Genomic DNA, 22387 nt, shown 5'->3' on the forward strand with positions numbered 1-22387 from the left:
GCCGCGCCGCTTGCACAAAAAAAGCTGCAGCCCCCGCCAGGCTGCAGCTTCCCTTTATCCGCCCGCTTCAAACGAGGCGGGCGTGACGAGCAAGGGCGTATTCGCCTTGCACCTGAACGCCCGCTCCTGCCCGCGGTACCGGACGAGGCATTCCCCGTCCGCATCGGGCGCCACTTCGGCCGCGGCCAGCGCCCCATCCCTCCATGCCAGCGATACCGTGAAGCCGCCCCGCGCGCGCAGTCCCCGCACGGTGCCGCTCGGCCATTGGCGAGGCAGAGCCGGCAGGAGGTGGATGCCGCGATGGCTCTGGAGCAGCATCTCCGCGATCCCGGCCGCAGCTCCGAAGTTGCCGTCAATCTGGAATGGCGGATGCGCGCAGAACAGATTGACGTAAATGCCGCCATGATGATAATTGGCGCTTCCCTCTTCCTCGATGACATGCAGGAAGTTGTTCAAGATGCGCAGCGCGTGGTCCCCGTCCAGCAGCCGCGCCCATACCGCCATCTTCCAGCCCATGCTCCAGCCTGTGCCTTCGTCGCCGCGAAGCTCCATCGTCCGGGCGATCGCGCGCAGAAGCTCCGGGTTATCCTCAAGCGCGAATTGCGAGCCGGGATACAGACCGTACAGATGGGACAGATGACGGTGCTTCGGATCGGCTTCGGCGTAATCCCGCTCCCATTCCATCAGCTGCCCGCGGGCTCCAATCCGCGGCTGCGGCAGCCGCAGCGCCGCGGCCTCGCAAGCTCGGGCAAACGTGTCATCGAGGCCGAGCACATCGTTGGCCTGCTTCACGATCATCCATAAATCATACGCGATCTGCATATCCATCGCGCTGGACTGCGATACGGTGCAGGTCTGCTTCTCCCCCTCCTCCGCTCCGGGAATGAGGAAGGCGTTCTCCGGCGAGACGGAAGGGCTCGTCATCAGGCGGCCATCCTCGTCCTCCTGCACCACCCAATCGAGCAGGAAGGCCGCCGCTCCGCGGAGAAGCGGCCAGGCCCGCTCCGCCAGGAACGCCCGGTCCCGCGTATACTCGTAATGCTCCCACAGATGGCGGCACAGCCAGGCGCCGCCCATCGGCCAGTACGCCCAGGAGGGATCGCCGGACGGGCCGACATTGTGATTGCGCCATTGATCGGTCATCGCATGCGCCATCCAGCCTCCGCAGCCATAATGGACGCGGGACGCGGCCGCGCCGGTAACGGCCAGCTCCTCCATAAGCCGGAACAGCGGGTCATGGCACTCCTGCAGATGGCATACCTCCGCCAGCCAATAATTCATCTGCAGATTGATATTCAGATGATAATCGCAGTTCCAGGGCGGCTGCACCTCGTCGTTCCAGATGCCCTGCAGATTGGCGGCCTGCGTGCCGGGCCGGGAGCTGGAGATGAGCAAATAGCGGCCGTATTGGAACAAGAGCGCATAGATTCCGTTGTCGCTTCCCCCGGCGCCAATGCGCCGCAGCCGTTCATCGGTCGGGAGCTTGCGGCCGGCATCATCCGCATCGTCCAGCTCCAGCGAGACCCGCTCGAACAAGCGCCGGTAATCCTGGATGTGGGCATCCAGAAGCTGCCCGTAGCTGCGGCGGAGCGCCTCCTTCAACACGGCATGGCAGCGCTCAGCCGGAGGAACGGCCGCTTCGTCAGGCATCCGATCATAGCCTCGGAAGCTGGTTGCCGCCGCGAAGAGCAGCGTGACCGCTCGGCCCCCGCCAATCTTCAGCCGGTTATCGATACAGCGTACCCGGGTCTCCCCGTCCTCCTCCAGCACGGCCATCTTCACGGCGAAGCGGAGAGCCCGCCCCGATTCTTCGCTCTCCGCGCCATCCCCGTCATAGGCAATAGGCGGGACGGCGGAGTTGTTATGATTCCGTACCCGCTGCGGACAGCGTCCCGTCATAACTAGTCCGCCCTCGTCATCCGCCGCTACGCTATGCTCTAGCCGCGAGTCGAGCGACACGGTCACGCGCACGCCGTAAGGCGAATCGCTCTCCAGACGCACCACCATGACCTGATCGGCAGCGGAGACGAACACGGTCCGCTTCTCCAGGCTGTCTCCCGCCTGGCAGGAAGTTACGGCCAGCGCCTGCTTCAGCTGAAGCTCCCGCTTATACGCCGGCGCAGCCGGCTTCCCGCCAGCCGCCCCGCCTGTCGCCTCCGGGCCATCGAACTCCAAATAAACGTTCCCGAGCGGCTGGTACGGCTGAATGCCATGGCCTTCCGTTCCGACCATGCGCGTACCGATGAGCTCCATCGCCTCCGCATACTTCCCGGCATGCAGCAGCTGTCGCGCTTCCGGCAGCAGCTCTCCCGCCGCAGGATTATACTCGCTGACCGGATGCCCTGCCCACAGCGTATCCTCATTGAGCTGGATTCGCTCGCGCCGGACACCGCCGAACACCATCGCCCCGAAGCGCCCATTGCCAAGCGGCAGCGCTTCCGTCCACTTGTCCGCGGGCCGCGTGTACCACAGCTTCAAGTCTTCGTCACGTGCTGTCTTGCTCGTTGCCATCGCTTCTCACGCTCCTTGCATGCTCAGGTTCACTGTCATGTCACGATGTGCTTCATTTCCCGGGAAGCTGCGCCTACGGTCTGCTGCGGCATTTCCATAGAGGCTCGGAACGCACGGAATCAGAGTTATCCGCCTGCACGATGCAGCGGGGAGCTTTGATTGAAAAAAGAGGCTGTTTTCTCTGCTTCGCGGCTGAGCTCGGCCCGCCAACCTCCATCTCCCTCTCCAAACAGGCACACGTCTACTTTTTTTCCTTTTACTTTCCATGTTCCCGCTATCATGCCGTTGATCAGGACAGCCGCATGGACATGGCCCGCCGCGCCATAAATTTTTTTATAATACTCGCTTTCCATATAAAACTTTTCTTTATGCCCCAACAACAACGGATCGAATTTCGGCAGCAGCTTTACCGCCGGAATAGCCTCCGTACTGTTCGTTCTATATATGTTTTTATTATCGTACAGATCGCCAATCGAAATGAGATCGGCACTGCTATTTTTCAATATTTTTTTCGCCAGCGTGACCGTTATCCCTGACCAGTACGCAAAATCCTCGGCTCTTGCCGGACCATAAGCCTGCAAATAACGCAATAGAATGAGGCCAAGCGCTTCTTCCTGATCATACATATGATAGATGTCGGGCTGGTCCTGCAGCCACGAGCTTGTAAGATGGAATGCGATGTCCGGCTCAAGCGGGTTCCCGTGAATCACCATCCGCTTATAAGACAAGTCCTTTAATATCCCGCCCCACGGAGACAGTAAATAGTCTATGAGAGCGGTCTCGCATTTCAACGATGCGTTCAAATCCGCTTTTAACTGTTCTCGCGTCTTCGGTCCATCGGACAAGGAAGAGAGCACCGCCTCGGAGACAAGCTGCTTGTCATATTCGGTCACATGCTGCTTCAGATACGTTCCCCATCGGGTCATCCATTCCGTACCGAACGCGCTCCACATCACAGCGGCATCCGCTGTACGCATCAGATGCAATGTGCCTCTGAGCGACCACGTCCTGATTATTTTTTTCTCGTCCTCCATTAAGGACTTGATTTCATTCAAGGATACCTTGCTCTGCAGTCTGCACTGTATCGCCAGTAAGGAATGGCTGAAGATCTGTGACTGAATTCCGAACTCGTGTTCCAGCAAATCCATGACATGGGCAAGGGAGTTTTCTTGCGACAGTTTTTGTCTGTGCAGCAACTCTTGGCATCTGCTCCTCGTGTCCACCATAATGCCTCCTTCCGATTTTCCGATCCCAGGCAGCCGGATAACGCTGCGCACAGGAACAGCTTCGGTCTCCCTGCATGCCAGCTACCAGAGCCTATCCGCTTGGTACCGGATCCTGGACTTTTACAAATTCGATCTCCTTCTCCCCTGGATCCAGCAAGAACGAGACCGCAAGGCGGGATAAACGCCCCTCTGCATCCGCATGGAAGGCAGCCGGAATGCGCAGATCGAGGACGTCAAAATAGAGCTCATACCTGTCGTCGCCGAGTGGAGTCATCGCAAAGGTCAGTCCATGAAATAAGGCGCGTAATTGGCCATTCGCTATGTCGACAACCAACTCCCCATAGGCCGGGTGTTCGAATCTCCCCGTATACTCATTCACTGTGCGTACGGATACGCACCCCTGTTCCTCATTGCCGGGACGGTTCGTTTCCTTGCTCACCGCCTCTTTCCCTTGCTTCGCCCATTCCTCGTACTGCTTCATCTCCGTGGCCATTCGCTCGCTCCAGTCAATCGGCTCCAGTTCCAGCAGCCGGTCGAACAAGGTATAGGAGAGGAAGCGCGGAAGAAATGAACCATTTTTGTTCGTTAAAAGGATGACACCGATGTTCTCCTGCGGCAAAAAAGAGACGAGAGAAGAAAATCCGTCAATTCCGCCATCATGATGAACCAACTGATAGCCCCGATACGTTTCAATGCACCAGCCGAGGCCGTAAGTGCAGATGGGAAGCTCCTTTTTCCAGAAATGCGAGGAACCGCAAGGCATCTGGGGCGTATGCATCGTGGCGATGCTTCCTTCCGTGACCAGTTGCTTCCCCTGGAATGTCCCCTGATTCAACTGGAGAAGCACCCAGTTCGCCATCTCCATGACATTGCTGTTAATCGAGCCTGCCGGACCGATCACATTAAGATTGCGGTAAGCGGTCGCCTGCACCTGATTATCCTTATCTATATATGGCACAGCGGCATTCGGATGACGTTCCATCTCGTCAATGGAGAAGTTGCTGTTATCCATTCGCAGCGGCGCGAAAATCCGCTCCTGCACCCATTGCTCCCACGGAACTCCTGCAAGCTGTCCCACGAGATACCCCGCAGCCATATACATCAAATTGTTGTATTGCCACTTGGAGCGGAAATCGTGGTTCGGCTCCAAATATTGCAGCCGCTCGATGATTTCCTCCCGCGTGAACGGCGCATTGTACCACATGAGATCATGCCGCGGAAGTCCGGAGCGGTGACACAGCATATCCCGGATCGTTATTCGTTCCGTCGCGAAGCTATCATATAGTTTGAAATTGGGAAGATACTCCTTCACCGGCCGATCCCAGTCCAACTTGCCCTCATCTACGAGCATTCCCGCCGACATGGCCGTAAATGCCTTCGTGCAGGAGCCAATCGCGAACAACGTCTCCGGCGTCACCTCGAGCCCCTGCTCCACATTCCGCAGACCGAACCCTTCCGCCATCACGATCTGCTGCCCCTGGATAACCGCGATCGATAGTCCCGGCACCTTCCATTGCTCCATCTGCTGTCGAATGTATTCCGAGAATCCATGTAACTTCGCATGCATGATGCTCATCATAGTTCCTCCTTATACTTCATTCGAGTTCGTTCAACCGCCCGCTATCGCCGCCTTGACTTGTTCAAACTCGATCTCCTTCGCTGCCGGCTCCAGATTCAACGGCATCGAGAGCCGATCCTCGATCTGCTTCATTACCAAATTGCCGTAGCCCGGATGGGTAAACGTTCCCGTATAATCGTTCAGCGAAAGAGGGGGCGTGCGAACCTCTATATCCTTTGACGGCGGAGAGCCTTCCTCCCCTTCCTTCCCGTTCTTCTTTTGTGCTTCCGAGGCTGTCTGGTCTTGCTGCGGTTCACCCGACATCCGTCCGCTGTCCCGAACCCCTGGATTTGATGGTAAAATTTGTCCTTATCCACAGGGTACAGTACAATGAAGGAAGTGCTGCGCAGCCGCACAGATTGAATATAGGAGGCTTGAAGAACGATGAAGACAGCCGCGCAAACCGGGGCATGCCAGCCCCAATACGATCTCGTCAAGCTGGATACGCTGCTGCACGAGGATCATATCGCCTGGAATTTCCGCAATATGGATCATATTTTGCCGAAGCGCGATGTTCACGCGCCGGCGGACAAGTTCCGGTTCTCCGAGAACTTAGAGAATCTGGCCGATGTCCGCTACAGCTACAACGGACAAGCATCCACCGTAGGCGAGTATATGGCCAAGGTGAAAGCCACCGCTTGGCTGGTCATCAAGGATGATGCCATCGTAACTGAGCGTTATTATAACGGATATACGCGGGAATCGACCGCCACGTCGATGTCGGTCGCCAAATCGTTCATCTCGGCCCTGATGGGCATCGCCTTCGACGAAGGCGCGATGCGGGACGTCCATGATCCGGTAACGCGGTACTTGCCGGAGCTGGCCGGAAGCGGCTATGACGGAGCAACCATCAAAGATGTGCTGCAAATGTCCTCCGGCGTTCGCTTCAATGAAGACTACGCCGATCCCGATGCGGAGATTTATACCTTTATGAACGATGTCTTCGGGGAGTCGGCGATGCCGATCTCGCAGTACGTGCGCAAGCTGACGCGCTTGCAACCGCCGGGACATTACCAATACAAGAGTGTGGATACCCAAGTGCTATGTATGCTGCTGGAGCGGACGACCGGGAAAAAGTTATCGGCTTATTTGGAGGAAAAGCTGTGGCAGCCGCTTGGCATGGAATACGATGCCTATTGGAACACCGACCTGCACGGCAATGAGATTGCATTCGCCTTCTTGAATGCCGCTTTGCGGGACTACGCGAAATTCGGCCGCCTTGTTCTGCATCAGGGAGCCTGGAACGGCCGGCAGATCATTTCGGAGAAATGGATGAAGGAATCGGTCATTCCTGATCGGTCCAACCTGCAGGCGGGGCAAGCCGAGGATTGCTTCGGCTATCAGTATCAGTGGTGGACGCCGCTCGGCAGCGACGGCTCGGAGGTGATGGCCCGCGGCATTTACGGGCAACAGATCTATATCAATCGGCGGCATCATGCCGTCATCGTCAAGTCCGGCGTCGATCCGGCCGTCTTCAATGTTCATGACTTCGAGGCCGTCACGGCATACCGGACCATTCTCGAACATCTCGGATAATGTGTAACGTAAATGGCGGCACCCGTCTGCAGCCCAACACGGGTCGCGGATACCACGCAGGCGGTGTGTTCCGGGCTGCAGCGGTCGCTACCCGAGCGGAGGCTGCAGCCGAGCTAGCCGGGCAACGATGGCATGCTCCTTCCCTGGCTTGGCCTGCCGATCTGCTTGTCGCTCCCGGTGGCCGGCCCGCTTCCGCTTCTCATGCAGAATGTCATAGAAGCTGGGCTTGGTGTGGGAGCGGCCTCCGCGAATCGCCGGTCTCGCGTAAGGGTGCGCATACCAGGAATGATAAGGATCATAACGGTGCACATTGATTCGAACATCCCATTTCATCAAAGGTTCCTCCTCTTCATGATAAGCTTGCGGAAGCAGCCTTTGCCTAATGTAAAAAGACTCATGCTTGCTTGGTCTCTGCTTCTGCAGACATGGAACTCGAACAGTCCTCTCGACAATAATAAATACCCGATCTGGTCCCGCTTCAATCAGGAACAGCCTTCAGCAAACTGCTTCTTCCCCATTCTACTATTTCGTACAATGCTTTGCATCCCGTCAAGCTCCCGAGCCCGGTCTGATTGGTTCGTTGACCGGAAGGCGATTTGCTATAATATCCGTATGAGCCCCGCAGCAAGGGGATCACACATTCCAGGGTCTCTGCACGAACCTGATGCGAGGAGGATAAAGCGATGAATCCAGGCAAGCCGAACGATGCCAGGCGAGCGTCCGATCCGGCCCCGGCCGAGGAATCGGCACAGCGGTCCATTCCCGGGAGCTCCGTAATCGAGAGCGGGAATGCACGGCATGTCTCAGCCGCCGGCAAGGAGACAATGGAAGATCGGGACGCGAGCGAAGGAAATAACCTCCGGGAAGCGGAGCCGGGCAAGGAAGAGGCCCCAGCCGGATCTGCCGAAGCCTCCAGCGAACGGCAGCCCGCTGCCATGACGCAGCGGCCCGGCGAATGGCCGCAGCCCGACAATGACAATTCAGAACCGTTAACCGCAGCAGAATTCGAGCTATGGATTCGGGAGGACGAGGAGGAGGATCTGGAACCTGCTCCGCGGAGAAAATGGATGGCAAAGTCGATAACGATACTGCTTGCCCTGCTGCTGTTCGGCAATGTGCTCGCGTTCTGGCCGCAGATCTACAATCTGCCTGCCCTCCGCTTCCTCCATGCGGACAAGGAATTATCGCAGAGTGAACAGATACAGCAATACAAGCAGGCGGTCGTCATCGTCAATGCGCGTGATCGGAAGGGCACCGGCTTCAATGTGGCCGCGGAAGGCATCATCATTACGAACCGCCATGTGATGGCGGAGGACAAGACCGGAACGGTAACGTTTCAACATAACAAGACGTATCTCGCCGACGTGATCGCAAGCGATGCCGCCTTGGATGTAGCTGTATTGAAGCTGCGGGACAATCCCGATGATTCTTTGCCTGCCCTGCCGCTGGAGACGGACTCCGGGTGGCGGGAAGGCGCCCAAGTTCATATCATCGGCAACCCGCTCTCCTTCTATCATATCGCGATCGAAGGCAAGATTCTCGGTCTGACCCCGCTGCAGCAACGCGATCGGCCCGTGCTGATGATCCAGGCTCCGATCCATTCGGGCAACAGCGGGAGCCCGGTCCTGAACGAGCAGGGCCGCGTCATCGCCGTCGTCTTCGCCACCTCGACCGTGAAGCAGGGCGAAGAATCCGGGGAATCCGTTGAAGTCGGACTTGCCATCCCGATCGAAGATATTCGGCCCTATCTGAACGAAGCCGGTCAGGAGTAGCTTCACAACGGCGGGCTTCCTTGCAGCAGCGCCAACTCTCTCTCCCCCGCCTCCGGCTGAAGAAGAGGGATAGAAGCCGCCTGGCAGAGTGCCATGACCAGGACTTCTAGGTAAGCAAGGACAGGTCCTTCAGCCGGTTCAGCGCGAGCTGCACCCCTTCCTCCACGGAGCAGCGATCCGTCGGGAGGACAATCTCGGGCGCCTCCGGAGGCTCGTACACATCCGAGACGCCGGTGAACATCGGGATAGCTCCCTGCCGCGCCCGCGCATACAAGCCCTTGGGATCGCGCCGTTCGCACTCGTCCAGCGGACAATCGACGAACAATTCGATGAAGGGCGCCAGCTGCTCGCGCGCGTAAGCGCGCATGTCCCGGTACGGGCTGATCACCGAGACAATCGGAATAATTCCGTTGCGGGCCAGCAGGCCGCTAATATATACGATCCGGCGGATATTCTCCATCCGGTCTTCCCGGCTGAAGCCGAGTCCTCTGCCGATGGCGGCGCGAAGCTCATCTCCGTCCAGACATTCGACCCGGCGGCCATGCGATCGGAGCGAGGCCGCGATCGCATGCGCCATCGTCGTCTTGCCCGCCCCGGAGTATCCCGTCAGCCATAATGTGAATGCGTGTTCAGACAATCGTTGTTCCCTCCTTATGCATCGAAGCATGCCGCACAGGGATGCGTTCCAGCAATCCCTCCGCGTACACTTTGCCCAGCTCCAGCTCCGGCATATGAATATACCCGATATAACAGCCGCAGTTCTTCATTCCACAAGCACGCTCTGCCGCCAGCCCTTCCAGCCCGTCCCGGTACAGGTGGCCGATGACGCGCCGATCCTGATAGCAGCGCTTCACGATGCCGGAGCCCTGAATGTAGAAGACCGTCTCCCCTGCTGCGCAGGGCCGGCCGAGGCTGTCGTAATCCCTTAGATTGATCGCAAAATAAGGATCGATGCCCTGCAGCCGCTTCACTTCTTCCACCGCATAGTAATCGGGCTGATCCTTGTAGGCGTTCACCCAGATGTATACGTCTTCCGGAAGCAAGCGCCGGATCTCCTCGATCGCGTCGAAGGCGCTTCTGACCCCGACCGTTCCGACGCTGAAGGAGATGCCCTGCTCATACAGCCGCATGCATTGCGACAAGAAGCCGTCCCGGCTCGTCTGTCCCGGATGGTACGTGACCCAGAAGGCCGCCTTGTCCCGATTCAGCCGCTCCGTCCAGTCCAGCCGGCAGGACAAGTTCGTCTGAATGGCCACCTTCTCGATATGCGGAAGCTCGGACAGCTCAATCATCGCTTCCCTGTACCAGCGGTGAATGAGAGCCTCGCCATACGGATTGAAAAACAAAGCCAGCCGGTGCCCGGCCTCCTCCTGCGCCCTGATCCAGCCGATGAACATCTCCAGCTGGCGTTTGTCCTGGGCCAACGTCTCCTTGCTGTCCTTCGTCTTGCTGAAGGGACAATACGGGCAGCTGTAATTGCAGGACGACAGCTTCCCCCGGTAATAGAGCACCGCCCTCATCGCAGCTCATACCCTTCCATCCGCTCTCTCACGTCGGCAGAGATCAGCTCGTCCCCGATCGCGTCGGAATACGCCATCCCAAGCGCCGTCAGACGCAGCACGCCCGCTTCCAGCTCGGCCAGACCGAGGCGTAGCAGCTGCTCCAATTCGGGATGATCCTGCATCGCCCTGCTGCCGAAGCGCTCCTCATAAGCGGCCAGCTCCAGCCCTTCGCGATGCAGAATCGCCTTCAGCAGATAGCGCCGCTTCTGTTCCGCCTCACTCAGCACGAAGCCGTAATCGGCCTGATCATGCCGCTCCGCCGCTACATAGTCGGCGATGATGCTTCTCGTCGCCGCCTGGCTTACCCCGTAGCGCGACGCATAATGCACGCGGCGCGTATACGAGCGGGCGCCGCAGCCCAGGCCGACCATCCCTTCCTCTTGACAGCTGAAGGGCAGAATCCGCTTGTGAGCGAAGCCGTTCACCTTGGAGAAGCGCCGCATCGAGTACTGCGTATAACCTGCTTCCTCCAGCCGCTGGCGCGCCATCTCGTACAGCTCCAGCCGGATGTCCGTGCCCTGCTTGCGTATCTGATCCGGCTTCAGAATCGTATTCTCCCGCGTGTACAACGGGTAGATGAAGATCTCCCCCGGCCCGTAGCTGATAGCCTTCTCCAGCGAGTACAGCCAGGATTCCGGCGTCTGCCCCGGCAAACCGTAGATAAGATCGACATTCACCAGCGGGAACTCGAATGCCATCAGCCGCTCCAGGGCCTCCTCGGCCAACCGCGGCTTCTGCGGCCGGTAGATCGCCGACGCCTCTTGCTCGACGAAGCTCTGGATACCGATGCTGACACGGTCCGTCAGCCGCTCCTTGAGGACATGCAGCCGTTCCTCCGTCACCGTGTCCGGCGATGTCTCCACCGAGATGGAGGCCTGTGACGGATCCAGCCCCATCACCCGATCCGCAATATCGAACAATCGGCTCAGCAAGGGGGCTTCCAGCAGCGTAGGCGTTCCCCCGCCAACAGCAAACCGGGAAAATGACCGCCCGGCGAACCAAGGCGCCCATTGTCGGGCCTGCCGCTCCAGCGCATCGACATACTGCTCATGCACATCGGCCCGCCGGTCCGGCAGCGTGAACAGATTGCAGAAGCCGCAGCGGGCGCCGCAGAACGGAATATGCATATAGAGGAAATAATAGTCCGTCTCCTCCCCCTTCCACAGCTCCTCCAGCGGCAGCGCCGGCTCAAGGGGACGGTAAGCCGTCTTATGCGGATACGAATACAGGTAGGAACGGTACGGGGCTTGCAGCCAACGCTGCCGCTCCTCTGCCACTTCGTCCATTCGTTCGTCCATTCTTTCGCTCATTCGCTCTTCAGCCTGCCTCTCCGCTCGCCCTCCCGTCAGCCTCTCCGTTAGCCTGTCTGTTCCCCTGTCCGTTGGCCCGTTCACCCCGGCCGGAATTGATTTCGGCGCACTCATCATGCCTCTCCCCTCTCTCATTACAGAAAAAACTCCCGGTACGGCACATTCCATACGACCTCGTGCGCAAGGCGATGCCCATGATAACCATCCTCGCCATAGGCGGTGCCGTGATCGGAGAACGCCATGCAGAATGTCCTGCCCCGCTTGCGCAGCGCATCGAACAGAACGCCGAGCTGGCTGTCCACATAGCGCAGCGCCGCCCGCTGCGTCTCGACCGAATCCTCTCTCTCGCCGGGGACGAAATAATGGTTCGGCCCGTGAATCGCGGACACGTTCAGGAACAGGAACAGCCGCTGCCCCGGATCGGCCCGTTCCAGCAGCTTGATCGCATGCTGCACCTGATGCTCGGTGGAGCGGGGATTCGTCACTCCGAAGGTCATGCGCCAATAGCTCTCCTGGAAATAGCCGGGCAGTACTTTGGCCAGCTTGTTCTTTTTCGTGAAGAAAATGACCCCGCCGATGCAAATCGTCCGGTATCCTTCCGCCGCCAGCCCGGAGACGATATCCGGCGCATCGAATTGCCACGTGTACGGATGGGTCTTCAGCCCGGTATTACGCGTATGGAACAGCCGGATATGGGATGCCTTGTCCGTGTTCGCCGGGGTAGGCAGGAAGCCGCCAAAAAAGGCATGGTGCGCCGCATAGGTGAAGCTGCCCGGCGTATGCCGCTTCTCCCACGGGCCGTCCGCGCACAGGTTCGGACAGTTCGCCTCCTCCAGCTTCGCCACGTCGTACCGCAGCGTGTCGAGCGTTATCATGACAATATCGTGGGTGCCCACGATTTGATTCATATCGATCATCGGTGATTCTTCCTTTCCAGCAGCTGACGCATCTGCCATTCGTAGGTGTTCCACCCTTCATATTCGACCCGGTAGAGCAGATCGCCGAAGGGATTGATGTCGACGGCATAGGTCATCCCGCTGCCGCGCCGGACGAGCACGTCGATTCCCGCAACGGTCGAAGCCGGGAATGACGCCAAGGCCGCTTCCGCGGTCGAGGCTACCGCTTCCGCCATCCCGGAAGCGCTCATGCCTTTGTCCATCGGACGGCGCTCATTCCGCAGATGCAGGTTCGTGATCGGGCTGGAGCTGAGCCGCAGGACGGCATGGCAAGCCGACCCGTTCACGACGAGTTGGCGCACATCGAATGATTTGCCGTCGAGGCGCTCCTTCGCGATCCAGCGCTCCACGTGAGCCCCTTCCCCGCACAGCCAATCGACCATGCGGCGAATCACCGCATGGTCCCGGTACTGCCGCAGACGGCCGGAATTGTAAAAGACGGTCTCTCCCGCCCGTTCCTCCATCTCCAGCGTCGTGACCGCCAGCTCGGCTCCGGTCGCGGGCTGACACTGATACGCGATAACCCCGGCCGCTCCAGAGCCGCAGGCCAGCTTGAGGAAAAGGCGGTGCATGCCGCTCGACCGGATGGCCGCCTGCAGCTCTTCGTAGCCGGCAATCGAGCCGGCCGGGCCAGGGAGAGCAGGCATGCGCACGCCATGCCGGGATAGATGCTCCCAGCAGCGCCGCTTGTCGAACATGACCGCGATGTCGGCGGGATCGTTCACCCAGCGCACCGGGATACCGGCAGATAACGCCTGCAGCCGGAGCCGGGCGAGCAAGCGGCAATATCCCCGGAACCATTGAGCCGGATAGCGAATCCGCCCATGCTCTTCGGGAAGGCGCCGCGCAGCCTCACCCGGGATGCTCTCTTGCGCCCGGACGCCTGTCTCGTCCGCGGACCCATTCGGGGCGCCGAGCGCAATCAGCTCCCGCTCGACGGCGGGATGCTCGCCCGGAGCGTCCAGGCGGATGATTGGGCTACCGGCTCCCGAGCGGCGCAATCGATCCAGCAGTTCCTCCAGCGAGGCGGATCCCTGCAGCAGCTCCTGATAGGTCAGCAGCAGCGCGGGCGCCAGCCCGAATCTGCGGCGGGCCGCCTGCAGGCCGTCCGTGCGCCGGTTCCCGGCATTGCCGATCAGGATGTACGGCGTATCCGCAACCGTTCCTTCCCCCGCAACAGCCAGCTCAGTCCGGCGTTCTAGCTCAGACACGTTCATCGCTACTCGGTCAGGAACGGATAGCGCCAGTCGTCTTCCGTATCCTGCTGATCGCTGACATCGACGGACAATCCGGAATCTTTCCAGCGCTTCACCATCTCGTCCGACATGTAATGGTATTTGAGATCAAGATGCTTCAGCTTCTTGACCCGGGCGCTGGCGAGCAGCGCCTCTGCGCCTGCATCCGACAAGGTGCCGTATGACAGATCGAGCGTCTCCAGCTGATCCAGAATCGGCGCATCGGCTAGCGCTTGCGCGATCTCGTCCTGAATCTCGCTGTCCTTCAATCCGAGATAGGTCAGCTTCGGAAATAAACCGGGTTCTGCTACAGACAGCACGTCATCGAGCGAGCCGGAGAAGCCGTATTCATCCACGCCGAGATACAGCTCCAGCTTCCGCAGCTCCGGCAGCTTCGCGTTCCGGATGTCGGCCAGCACCTCTTCCGGCAGTCCGCCGCAAATAATGACCAGCTCCTGCAGCCGCGCATGCTCCAGAGGCTCCAGCCGCAGGTCCGTGCTTCCTTTGGCCGTGAATGATTCCAGATTCGGAAATGCCTTCAGCAAGGGAGACAGGTTCGTCTGAATAATCCAGGAGACCTCGCAGTCTTCATAGTCCATATCTCCGATGAACAGCTTTTTCAAGTTCGGGAACCGTTCCCGATTCGCAATCAGGGTGTCGAGGAAGCTGTCAGGGGAATTCTCGTAGGCCTGCCCCCAGTCGCCGATAATCAAGCTGACAAGCTGCTCGCTATGCTCTCCGGCTGCCAGCTTCTCGATCAGCGCAGACATTCTCTCTCCGTCTTCATATTCTTCGTATCCAACCGACAAACGAATTTCAATCATGGATAGCCCTCCCGTGGCGATATTGGACGTCCTATAGTTTTACGGCAACCTATTATATTTCAACATGCCGGGTAAAAGTCCTGTATCGATTCCACATTTTGGGCCTGAGATGCCGCAAAATGAATCCAAAGTCACGGGACGGTGGAAATGAATGGTTGATACAATAGAAGTCCCCTCTTCTGTATATTGTTCGCAACCGGGGAAGCGGGGTCCCATGCCCCGTGCTGCTCTCCTATATGCGAATGGGACAACACAACACGATGCAGATGGGGATACCGCTAACAGCAATTTTGAGGGTCTAAGGCCCCTTCGGGTCTTGCGCTCAAGTTGCTTGCCTGCTGACCAGGCTACGGCGGCACTCTGTCCGAGACGAAGGAGAAGCCGAATGGAGAATACGACTCTGTGGATTATCATTGGAATTTTGGTGATTGATATTATCATTGTATTGTGCGTGGTCTCGTCTATCTTGCGCAAGAAAAAGCGTGAAAGACAACAAGAGCATGAAGTGATGACACGAGGCATCCCCGCTTCCGCCACGATTATGTCCCTCTCGCCGACAACATCCATGATCGATGATCAACCTGTTGTTCTGCTGGCATTGGACGTGGCGATGCCGAACGGAGAATCGTATCCAATCGAGATCAGAACAGCCATTCATATGATAAACATTCCGCAATTCCAGGAAGGGGCGCAGATCAACGTCAAAGTGCTGGAGGAACAAGGAACGAAGCGCGTCGCCGTCCTTGGCACCGGTATGAAGAGCTATTGATCCGGCCGCCTCTCCCGTGCCGTTCCCGAACCGGTCTTGGCGAGGCGTGCGTGGCGCTTGTTCAGCGCAACTCGGGCAGGGGGCCGAACATGAAAAAGGGGGCCTGCGCCCCCTCTTCCGTCCCGCGCAGACTACATCTCGAAGCCATCCGGCCAATGGATCTGGACGCCCTTCTCCTGAATGAGCGACTGGAAGCATTCGAGATGGGATGGCTCCTCATACACTTGATGCGGCGTAACCTGATGCTGCAGCGAATAGGCGACCAGATAGCCTGCCGATTCGCCAATGTTCCATTCCGTTGGATGCAGCCGGTAGCTGCCGTTCGACACTTGGGTCGTACCGATATTTTTGCATACCGGCAATATATTGGTCATCCGGACAGGCAGCAGGGCGCCCAGCGGAATCTCATATGGATAGCTAGGCAGGTAGAACTTGCGGTGCGAGACCGTCGTCGTATGAAGATCCAGATGATAGCTGCCTACGCCGATGCTGTCGGGATAGCGGCGAATTCCTGCCTCTCCCCGCATCTCTTTGCCGACATCGGCTTCGGTAATGGTATAACGCGCCTTGATCCGGCGAGATTCCCGAATGTACGGTGCTTTGGCCATGCCATCCTCCGTGCCCAGCACGTCTGTGCGCAAGCGAAAGCCCGGGTAGCCCTTGCCGCCGTCCGGCCGCGGTATCTCCGTCTGCAGCCAATAGAGAAGCGAGAAGCTCAACTGCTTTGCATTCTCCAGATGCTTCTGCTTCTCCGCCTCGCTTACGCCGATAATCGAGCCCAGGTAGTAATCGTTCTGCGGCCAGTTGACCAGCGTGATGTCGCTGTCGTAGAAGCCCGGCTCGAACTGGGCCTTGTCGATAATCCGCCGGTACGTCCACAGCGGCATTGGATCCTGGCCGTCGGAGAACAGGTTGAATTTGCGGTACTTTGTCGGATCATTGACATTGATCGTATACATGCTTAACAGAGGATAGATGGACGGCTCCGGAACATACTCCCGCCAGAAATCATATTGCTCCGGCTTCTCGATCGTAAAGTTCCCTTCCGGGAAATAATCGATGGCGAAGACATGCGTGAACGACTGAATATCAAGCGGATTCGCCTGCTCTGACGCATGCAGTTCGCCCGTCTCCGTGCGGGACTCGGCCCCGATCACATGCTCCACCCCGGCGAGCGGCAGCAGGTCGCCGCACTCGGTCGCGTCGAGGAAGTATGAACCTCTCAGGCGGGTCAACTGCTGCGTGCGCACATGCGATACCGTGACCGAACGGACGATGTCGCCTTCCGTCTCTGCCTCGACCGGACTCGTCTCGTAGAGAATCGTAATCCTGCCGCTGCTCGTATACGGCGCCAGCATGTCATGCAGCACGCGCAAGGCCACCTTCGGCTCATGGCAGAGGCGGCTGACCCATCCCCGTCCGGGATTGAGCAGGGGATTATCCGCCGCTTGCTCGGTAAGCGGATAGTTCGCCCGGTAATAAGCACGCAATCGCTCGCGGATCTCCCGGTATGTACGGGTGCAGCCCATGGTCTCAATGACCTTGTGCTCATCGGGAGGAACCGCCTGCGACGTCAATTGACCGCCGATCCAATCCGTCTCTTCCGTCATCACCACACGCAGTCCCATTCCGGCGGCGGACAAGGCAGACGCGACGCCCCCCAATCCTCCGCCAATGATTACGACATCGGCCTGGATGTCATCCTTAACCAGTTTCATTTCCTAATCCCTCCCTTTGATGTTAAATTCATGTATACTATAGCACATCCTTCCGGCTCATTTCTCTCCTGCTTCCGATTCAAAAAGAAATTCCTCCTATCTTTTACCCGCTGCCAGACTCTCGAATCCTACAAAAAAATCGTTCGAAAAAGCCGGGGGAAATTCGACACCATTAGCATTTGAAGGGAGTCCGGTCTTATTTACACCTTCCCATTCCAATGATAGAGTAAGGGCAAAGTTCCCATGCAACCATCCTCATCGTATTGGAGGCGAGCAACCTATGTCCGAAGCCCACTCTCCATGGAAGCTGGGCACGTATTGGTACGACAAGGAATCGGTATCGCTTATGCAGGTAAAAGAAGCCGGCATCGCTTGTATTGAGCTGAATCTGGATAACGATATCCTTCCAGAGGAAGCGCTTACTCCCGCCATGCGCACACGTTACCAGCAGGCCGTGGATGCCGCCGGGAAGGCCGGTATCGAGATCTGGTCGGTTCATCTGCCCTTCGGGAACCCGTGGGACATCTCGGCATTCAATGATGCCGAGAGAATGGCCATCATCGAGGCCCACACTCACGTGATGGATTGGGCGCGAGACTGGGGCGCGCAGGTGGTCGTCATTCATCCCAGCTTCGAGCCGATTCCCGATGAGCAGCGGGAGCAGCGGTTGAAGCTGGCTGCGGCTTCCGTGCGCGAGTTAAGCGAACGGGCCCACGCGCGCGGCCTGAAGCTAGCCGTCGAGGATCTGCCTCGATCCTGCCTCGGCCGGGACAGCGCCGAGATTGCCGCCTTGATCAGCAGCGCGCCGCACGCTGTCGTCTGCTGCGATACGAACCATCTGCTGACGGAGAAGCCGGAAGAATTCATCCGCTCCATCGGGAGTCGCATCGGCACCCTGCATATCTCGGATTATGACGGCGTCGATGAGCGCCACTGGATTCCCGGCCGGGGCATCGTGAATTGGCCGGAAGTGCTTCAAGCGCTAATGGACAGCGGGTACGGCGGTCCCTTCATGTTCGAAGCGAACTACAAGGATCCCCATGATCTGGTACAATGCTACCAAGGGCTGATGAAGCTTGTCAGCGACGCACGCGCGCCGTAGCCCCGGCTGTGCTGACCAACGAGACGAGCCAGATCCGAACTCGGCTCTGGCTTGTTGTCAGGCTTTTATAACCATCCCTTGGACCTTGCGATCTCGATGGCCTCGATGCGCGTCCTGGCCTCCAGCTTGTTCATGATGCTGGACAAGTAATTGCGCACGGTTCCGTAAGATAAATACAGCGCCGACGCGATCTCATTCGCAGTGCGCCCTTCGGCGGCAAGCTTCAAAATCTCCCGCTCCCGCTCGGTCAGCGGGTTGTCTTCTTCGCGAATCACGGCAAAGGCGAGCTCCGGCGAAATCTCCCGCTCGCCCCGCATCACGTTGCGAATTGCGGCGGCAAGCCGTTCGCTCGGCTCATCCTTCAGCAGATAGCCTTGCACCCCGGCCTTCACGGCCCGTTCGAAATATCCCGGCCGGCCAAAGGTCGTCAAAATAATAACCCGGCAATTCAAGTGCCGGAGCTTCAGCTCTTCGGCTACATCCAGGCCGCTCTTGGTCGGCATCTCAATGTCCATCAGACAGACATCCGGCTCCAGCCTCGCGATCAGAGCCAGAGCCTCCTCCCCGTCGCCTGCCTGCCCAACCACTTCAATATCATCCTCCAGATCAAGGAGAGATGCGAGCGCGCCGCGCAGCATTCGCTGATCCTCAGCGATAACAATCCTGATCATGCCGCACCTCCTCCGTCCTTACCATCCTTGACGATAATCGGAACCGTTACCGTCAATTGCGTGCCGCTCTTATCCGAACCCAGCGTCAAGCTTCCATCGATCAAGGCAAGCCGTTCCGACATGCCGTTCAAGCCGTTGCCCATGCCGCTTCCGCTGCACAAGCCGATGCCGTCGTCCTGGAGACGAATCCGGGCCTCCGCATTCGTCCGCTCGATATGGATGCGGCAGTTCTTCGCGCGGCTGTGCTTAACAATATTGGTGACCGCTTCACGGACGCACAGACTGAGCATATTCTGTGTCAGGTCCGGGACTTCCTCCAATGCCAAATCCCCCTTCACCTGAAGCTCGATCCCGGCACTCCCCAGCATGCGCTCGGCCTCCACCAGTTCCTGAGCAACCGTGACGGCGCGCATGTCGGATACGAGCTCGCGCACCTGCCGCAGCGCGGCCCGGGAGGTCTGGCCAATCTCCCGGGCTTCCTCCCGTGCCCGATCGGTTTCCTGCTTCGTGATCAGCTTCTCGACCAATTGGCTCTTGAGCGTGATAAGAGACAACGTATGGCCGAGCGTATCATGCAGATCTCGGGCGATGCGCATCCGTTCCTCCCGCTTCACCAATTCACGAATCTGTTCGTTCGCCTGGTCCAACTCCTGCTCCAGTTGCTGGCGCCGATGCATCGACCGCATTCCGAATGGCGAGGCCAGCATGATGGCGATAAACGGAATAAAAAAGATATACTGGGACACATCAATGGCTCGTAAATGGAATATCATCGGCAAAAGAATGTACGCGACAAGCACGCCGTACGCAATATTGAATTTTCGCCTATCCTGATAAAATGAGATGAAGTTCGCTGTATAAAAACCAAGAAACAAATAGTTGGGATTATAGAATGTGAGCAGAATAGCGCTTAACAGCATCTGCAGCGCAATCCAAAAGTCATAGGCCCGGCCCGAAGCGAAATAAAGCTGCCGATAGGTTACGACGAATAAGGCGAGCATCGCGTAGCCGATGAGTTTCTTCACTCCATGCTCGAATTGCATATTGTAAATAAACAGGGCCATATAGATTAACCATATATAAGGATAGAATCCCAACTGTCTGGGAAACAAGCTGAACTTCGTCCGGGACATGAACCTACACCGCTTCCTGCTTTTTTCGGATATACGTAGATAGTATCATAAACAGAAGCAGATAACCTGCCAAAAACAGTGCGTGCTCCCATTGCGGCGTCTCGCCGCGCACAATCTCCCAAGCTCCGCCCCCGAAATGATAGGCCGGCAGCAGCTTCGCAGCCGTCTGGATGAACTTCGGCATGACATCCAGCGGGAACCACATGCCCCCTGTAATCGCCAGCAGCATGAAGATCGCGTTGCTGACACCGCTCGCCGTATCCACCCGCTTCATCGTCCCCACGAGGGCGCCAAGCCCGAGGAACGGGATCGATGCGAGCAACAGCCACAAGCCGCAGCTAAGCCAGGCCGACCAGGACAAGGACACTCCATTCAATAGATACCCGCACAGGAAAATTGCGATAATCGATAACAGATGCATCATGAACTGACCGAACATTTTCCCTGCAAAATAAATGCTGCCCTGCAGCGGCGTAATTCGGATATAGGTTGTCCATCCGTTCTTGCGCTCCTGCACGATGCGGATCCCCAAGGTCATAATCGCCGAACCCATAATGCTGAATGCGGTCATTGACATCAAATAATGCGCCTGCCACCAAGCCTTATTATCTACACCGACATTCACGATGCGGGTAAAGATAAAATAGAAGACCATCGGCATCAGCAGCGACCAAAATACAAAATACGGGTTCCGGATAACGCGCAGCAGTTCCATCTTGCATTGGACGAATAACAGCTTCATCAGTATGCAACCTCCTGGGTGCTCATAGTCAATTGCTCGAACGCCTCATCCAGGCGCCCTTGATCGATGCGGATATCTTTGGCCGGAAGCTGCCGCGCGAACATGGCAGCCAGCACGCTGTCGGTGTCATCCGTACGGATATGGATCCGCCCGTCGATATATTCGCAATCCGACACATTCGGCCATTGACGAATGCTGGCGGAGACTGCGCCCATATCTCCCTCAAGCTGGAAGGAGACGGATTTCTTCAGGAGCCGCGCCTTGATATCTGCTGGCTTGCCATCTTCCACAATCTTTCCCTGATGAAATAAAATAATCCGGTCGGCCGCATCATCAGCTTCCTGCAAGTAATGCGTCGTAAACAGGACCGTCTTCCCTTCGGATGCCAGTGTGCGCACTTGCTCCCAGAAGCGGCGCCGCGCCGCAACGTCCATCCCTACCGTTGGTTCATCGAAAAAGACCAGCTCCGGGTCACCAGCCAGTGCCAGCGCAAAGCCCGCTCTGCGCTTCTGCCCGCCGGACAGCTTCTCCGCATACATATTCAGCTCCGGCTTACTCAAGCCGGTCAGCTCGATCAGCCGCTCCATCGCCAGCGGCTTCGGGTAATAACTGCGGAACATCTCGATGACCTCATGCACCTTCAGCCGGTCGATGATACTGACCTCCTGCAGCATAGCCCCAATCCTCTGCCTTACTTGCTGATGCTTCGGCTCCTTACCGAACAGCCTGACCGTTCCATCGGTCGGCTCCATCAAGCCGAGCAGCATCGAAATCGTCGTGGTCTTCCCAGCACCGTTCGGCCCTAGAATGGCAACGACGGAACCTCGCATAATGTCCAGCGACACCCCGTTTACCGCCGTTTTATTTTTGAATCGTTTCGTGACATTGTCCATCTGAATCACTGCATCCATCTTGCGTCCCCCTCACTCCTTGCTTCTATCCTTATCATAAATATTCGGGGTTGGGCAGGTTAGTATGGACTGTCATGATGTCAGTATGACAATTGTCATCTTCATTACTTGGCGCGACAAGATCTGGTCCATCTCCCGGAAGTCTTGACTCTGCTGCTTTGGTTGCTGCTATCCCATTCGGTCAGATTTGTCCCTACTCCGTTCCTTTTGTTCGTTATCCCATTCGGTCAGCTATCTCTTCCTACTCCGTTCCTTTTGTTCGTTATCCCATTCGGTCAGATTTGTCCCTACTCTGTTCCTTTTGTTCGTCATCCCATTCGGTCAGATGTGTACCTACTGCGTTCCTTTTGTTCGTCATCCCATTCGGTCAGCTATGTCCCTACTCCGTTCCTTTTGTTCGTTATCCCATTCGGTCAGGCATGTCCCTACTCCGTTCCTTTCGCCTGAATATTGGGAGAATGATGGTAAGAGACCAGATACATATACGGTTACCTGACTGCTCGGGATAGTGACGTAAGAGACCAGACACATGGACGGTCTCCTGAATGCTTGGGATAGCGACGTTAAGAGGCCAGACACATAGACCTTCCCCTGACTGGTTAGGAGAGTGACGGTAAGAGACCAGACACATGGACGGCCTCCTGACTAATTGGGATAGCGATGATAAGAGGAAAGACACATATATTACGTTTACCTGACTGCTTGGGATAGCGACGAAAAGAGGCAAGACATACATACTATGTTCACCTGATTATTTGGAATAGCGACTATAAGAGGGATAGGTGGTACTG

At 57.6% G+C, this 22387-nt stretch carries 19 protein-coding genes and 1 pseudogene; 4 read left to right on the top strand and 16 right to left on the bottom strand.

Features of this window, described 5'->3' with window-relative positions; all coding sequences use genetic code 11:
* Positions 1-186 precede the first annotated feature (186 nt).
* The 4 genes and pseudogenes from NNL35_RS28035 to NNL35_RS28050 all read right to left on the bottom strand — a co-directional run.
* Positions 187-2511: pseudogene (locus NNL35_RS28035) on the bottom strand (glycoside hydrolase family 95 protein); the annotation flags it as partial.
* Between the two features lie 125 nt (positions 2512-2636).
* Entirely contained in the window at positions 2637-3734 is a 1098-nt protein-coding gene (locus NNL35_RS28040; RefSeq protein WP_254553927.1) for a winged helix DNA-binding domain-containing protein, read from the bottom strand.
* Between the two features lie 94 nt (positions 3735-3828).
* Entirely contained in the window at positions 3829-5313 is a 1485-nt protein-coding gene (locus NNL35_RS28045) for a serine hydrolase (RefSeq protein ID WP_006676903.1), read from the bottom strand.
* A gap of 33 nt (positions 5314-5346) precedes the next feature.
* Entirely contained in the window at positions 5347-5619 is a 273-nt protein-coding gene (locus NNL35_RS28050; protein ID WP_006676902.1) for a DUF3471 domain-containing protein, read from the bottom strand.
* 120 nt (positions 5620-5739) lie between these two features.
* On the opposite strand from NNL35_RS28050, the gene NNL35_RS28055 reads away from it, so the two are divergent.
* The gene (locus NNL35_RS28055; protein ID WP_006676901.1) at positions 5740-6891 is read left to right on the top strand and encodes a serine hydrolase domain-containing protein; all 1152 of its coding nucleotides are present in this window, start codon (positions 5740-5742) and stop codon (positions 6889-6891) included.
* 87 nt (positions 6892-6978) lie between these two features.
* Here NNL35_RS28055 and NNL35_RS28060 read toward each other — a convergent pair whose 3' ends face one another.
* Positions 6979-7224: a hypothetical protein gene (locus NNL35_RS28060; protein WP_006676900.1), complete on the bottom strand. Its 246-nt coding sequence runs from the start codon at positions 7222-7224 to the stop codon at positions 6979-6981.
* Positions 7225-7574: 350 nt separating this feature from the next.
* On the opposite strand from NNL35_RS28060, the gene NNL35_RS28065 reads away from it, so the two are divergent.
* The gene (locus tag NNL35_RS28065) at positions 7575-8663 is read left to right on the top strand and encodes a S1 family peptidase (RefSeq protein ID WP_006676899.1); all 1089 of its coding nucleotides are present in this window, start codon (positions 7575-7577) and stop codon (positions 8661-8663) included.
* 106 nt (positions 8664-8769) lie between these two features.
* Here NNL35_RS28065 and cysC read toward each other — a convergent pair whose 3' ends face one another.
* The 6 genes from cysC to NNL35_RS28095 form a co-directional block, all read right to left on the bottom strand.
* On the bottom strand, positions 8770-9300 hold the full coding sequence (cysC, locus tag NNL35_RS28070; protein ID WP_006676898.1) for an adenylyl-sulfate kinase: 531 nt from the start codon (positions 9298-9300) through the stop codon (positions 8770-8772).
* Complete coding sequence (locus NNL35_RS28075; RefSeq protein WP_006676897.1) at positions 9293-10183, bottom strand: STM4011 family radical SAM protein; 891 nt, start codon at positions 10181-10183, stop codon at positions 9293-9295. Before NNL35_RS28075 ends, cysC begins: the two co-directional genes overlap by 8 nt.
* Positions 10180-11511 carry an STM4012 family radical SAM protein gene (locus tag NNL35_RS28080; protein ID WP_006676896.1) on the bottom strand — a complete coding sequence of 444 codons (1332 nt, stop codon included), beginning with the start codon at positions 11509-11511 and terminating at the stop codon, positions 10180-10182. Before NNL35_RS28080 ends, NNL35_RS28075 begins: the two co-directional genes overlap by 4 nt.
* 158 nt (positions 11512-11669) lie before the next feature.
* Positions 11670-12452 carry an STM4013/SEN3800 family hydrolase gene (locus tag NNL35_RS28085; protein WP_006676895.1) on the bottom strand — a complete coding sequence of 261 codons (783 nt, stop codon included), beginning with the start codon at positions 12450-12452 and terminating at the stop codon, positions 11670-11672.
* Positions 12449-13708, bottom strand: a complete 1260-nt coding sequence (locus tag NNL35_RS28090) for an STM4014 family protein (RefSeq protein ID WP_006676894.1) — start codon at positions 13706-13708, stop codon at positions 12449-12451. The genes NNL35_RS28085 and NNL35_RS28090 overlap by 4 nt, the downstream gene beginning before the upstream one ends.
* 2 nt (positions 13709-13710) lie before the next feature.
* A complete protein-coding gene (locus NNL35_RS28095; protein ID WP_006676893.1) occupies positions 13711-14550 on the bottom strand; it encodes an STM4015 family protein in 840 nt (279 codons plus the stop codon).
* Between the two features lie 385 nt (positions 14551-14935).
* Between NNL35_RS28095 and NNL35_RS28100 the strand changes: the two genes are divergently transcribed.
* Positions 14936-15319: a hypothetical protein gene (locus NNL35_RS28100; protein WP_006676892.1), complete on the top strand. Its 384-nt coding sequence runs from the start codon at positions 14936-14938 to the stop codon at positions 15317-15319.
* Between the two features lie 131 nt (positions 15320-15450).
* Here NNL35_RS28100 and NNL35_RS28105 read toward each other — a convergent pair whose 3' ends face one another.
* Positions 15451-17037, bottom strand: a complete 1587-nt coding sequence (locus tag NNL35_RS28105) for an FAD-dependent oxidoreductase (RefSeq protein WP_006676891.1) — start codon at positions 17035-17037, stop codon at positions 15451-15453.
* Positions 17038-17317: 280 nt separating this feature from the next.
* Between NNL35_RS28105 and NNL35_RS28110 the strand changes: the two genes are divergently transcribed.
* Positions 17318-18139, top strand: coding sequence for a sugar phosphate isomerase/epimerase family protein (locus tag NNL35_RS28110; protein ID WP_006676890.1), 822 nt, complete (start codon positions 17318-17320; stop codon positions 18137-18139).
* A 65-nt stretch (positions 18140-18204) separates the two neighbouring features.
* On the opposite strand, the gene NNL35_RS28115 is transcribed toward NNL35_RS28110, so the two are convergent.
* From NNL35_RS28115 to NNL35_RS28130, 4 genes are read right to left on the bottom strand one after another with little or no spacing between them, the layout of a single operon-like run.
* Positions 18205-18810 (bottom strand): response regulator transcription factor, encoded by a 606-nt coding sequence (locus NNL35_RS28115; protein WP_006676889.1) that lies wholly within the window; start codon positions 18808-18810, stop codon positions 18205-18207.
* Entirely contained in the window at positions 18807-19943 is a 1137-nt protein-coding gene (locus tag NNL35_RS28120; protein WP_006676888.1) for a sensor histidine kinase, read from the bottom strand. Before NNL35_RS28120 ends, NNL35_RS28115 begins: the two co-directional genes overlap by 4 nt.
* Positions 19944-19947: 4 nt before the next feature.
* On the bottom strand, positions 19948-20685 hold the full coding sequence (locus NNL35_RS28125; RefSeq protein ID WP_006676887.1) for an ABC transporter permease: 738 nt from the start codon (positions 20683-20685) through the stop codon (positions 19948-19950).
* Complete coding sequence (locus tag NNL35_RS28130; RefSeq protein ID WP_006676886.1) at positions 20685-21596, bottom strand: ABC transporter ATP-binding protein; 912 nt, start codon at positions 21594-21596, stop codon at positions 20685-20687. The genes NNL35_RS28125 and NNL35_RS28130 overlap by 1 nt, the downstream gene beginning before the upstream one ends.
* Positions 21597-22387: the final 791 nt, after the last annotated feature.

Source organism: Paenibacillus dendritiformis (assembly GCF_945605565.1).
Classification (GTDB): domain Bacteria; phylum Bacillota; class Bacilli; order Paenibacillales; family Paenibacillaceae; genus Paenibacillus_B; species Paenibacillus_B dendritiformis_A.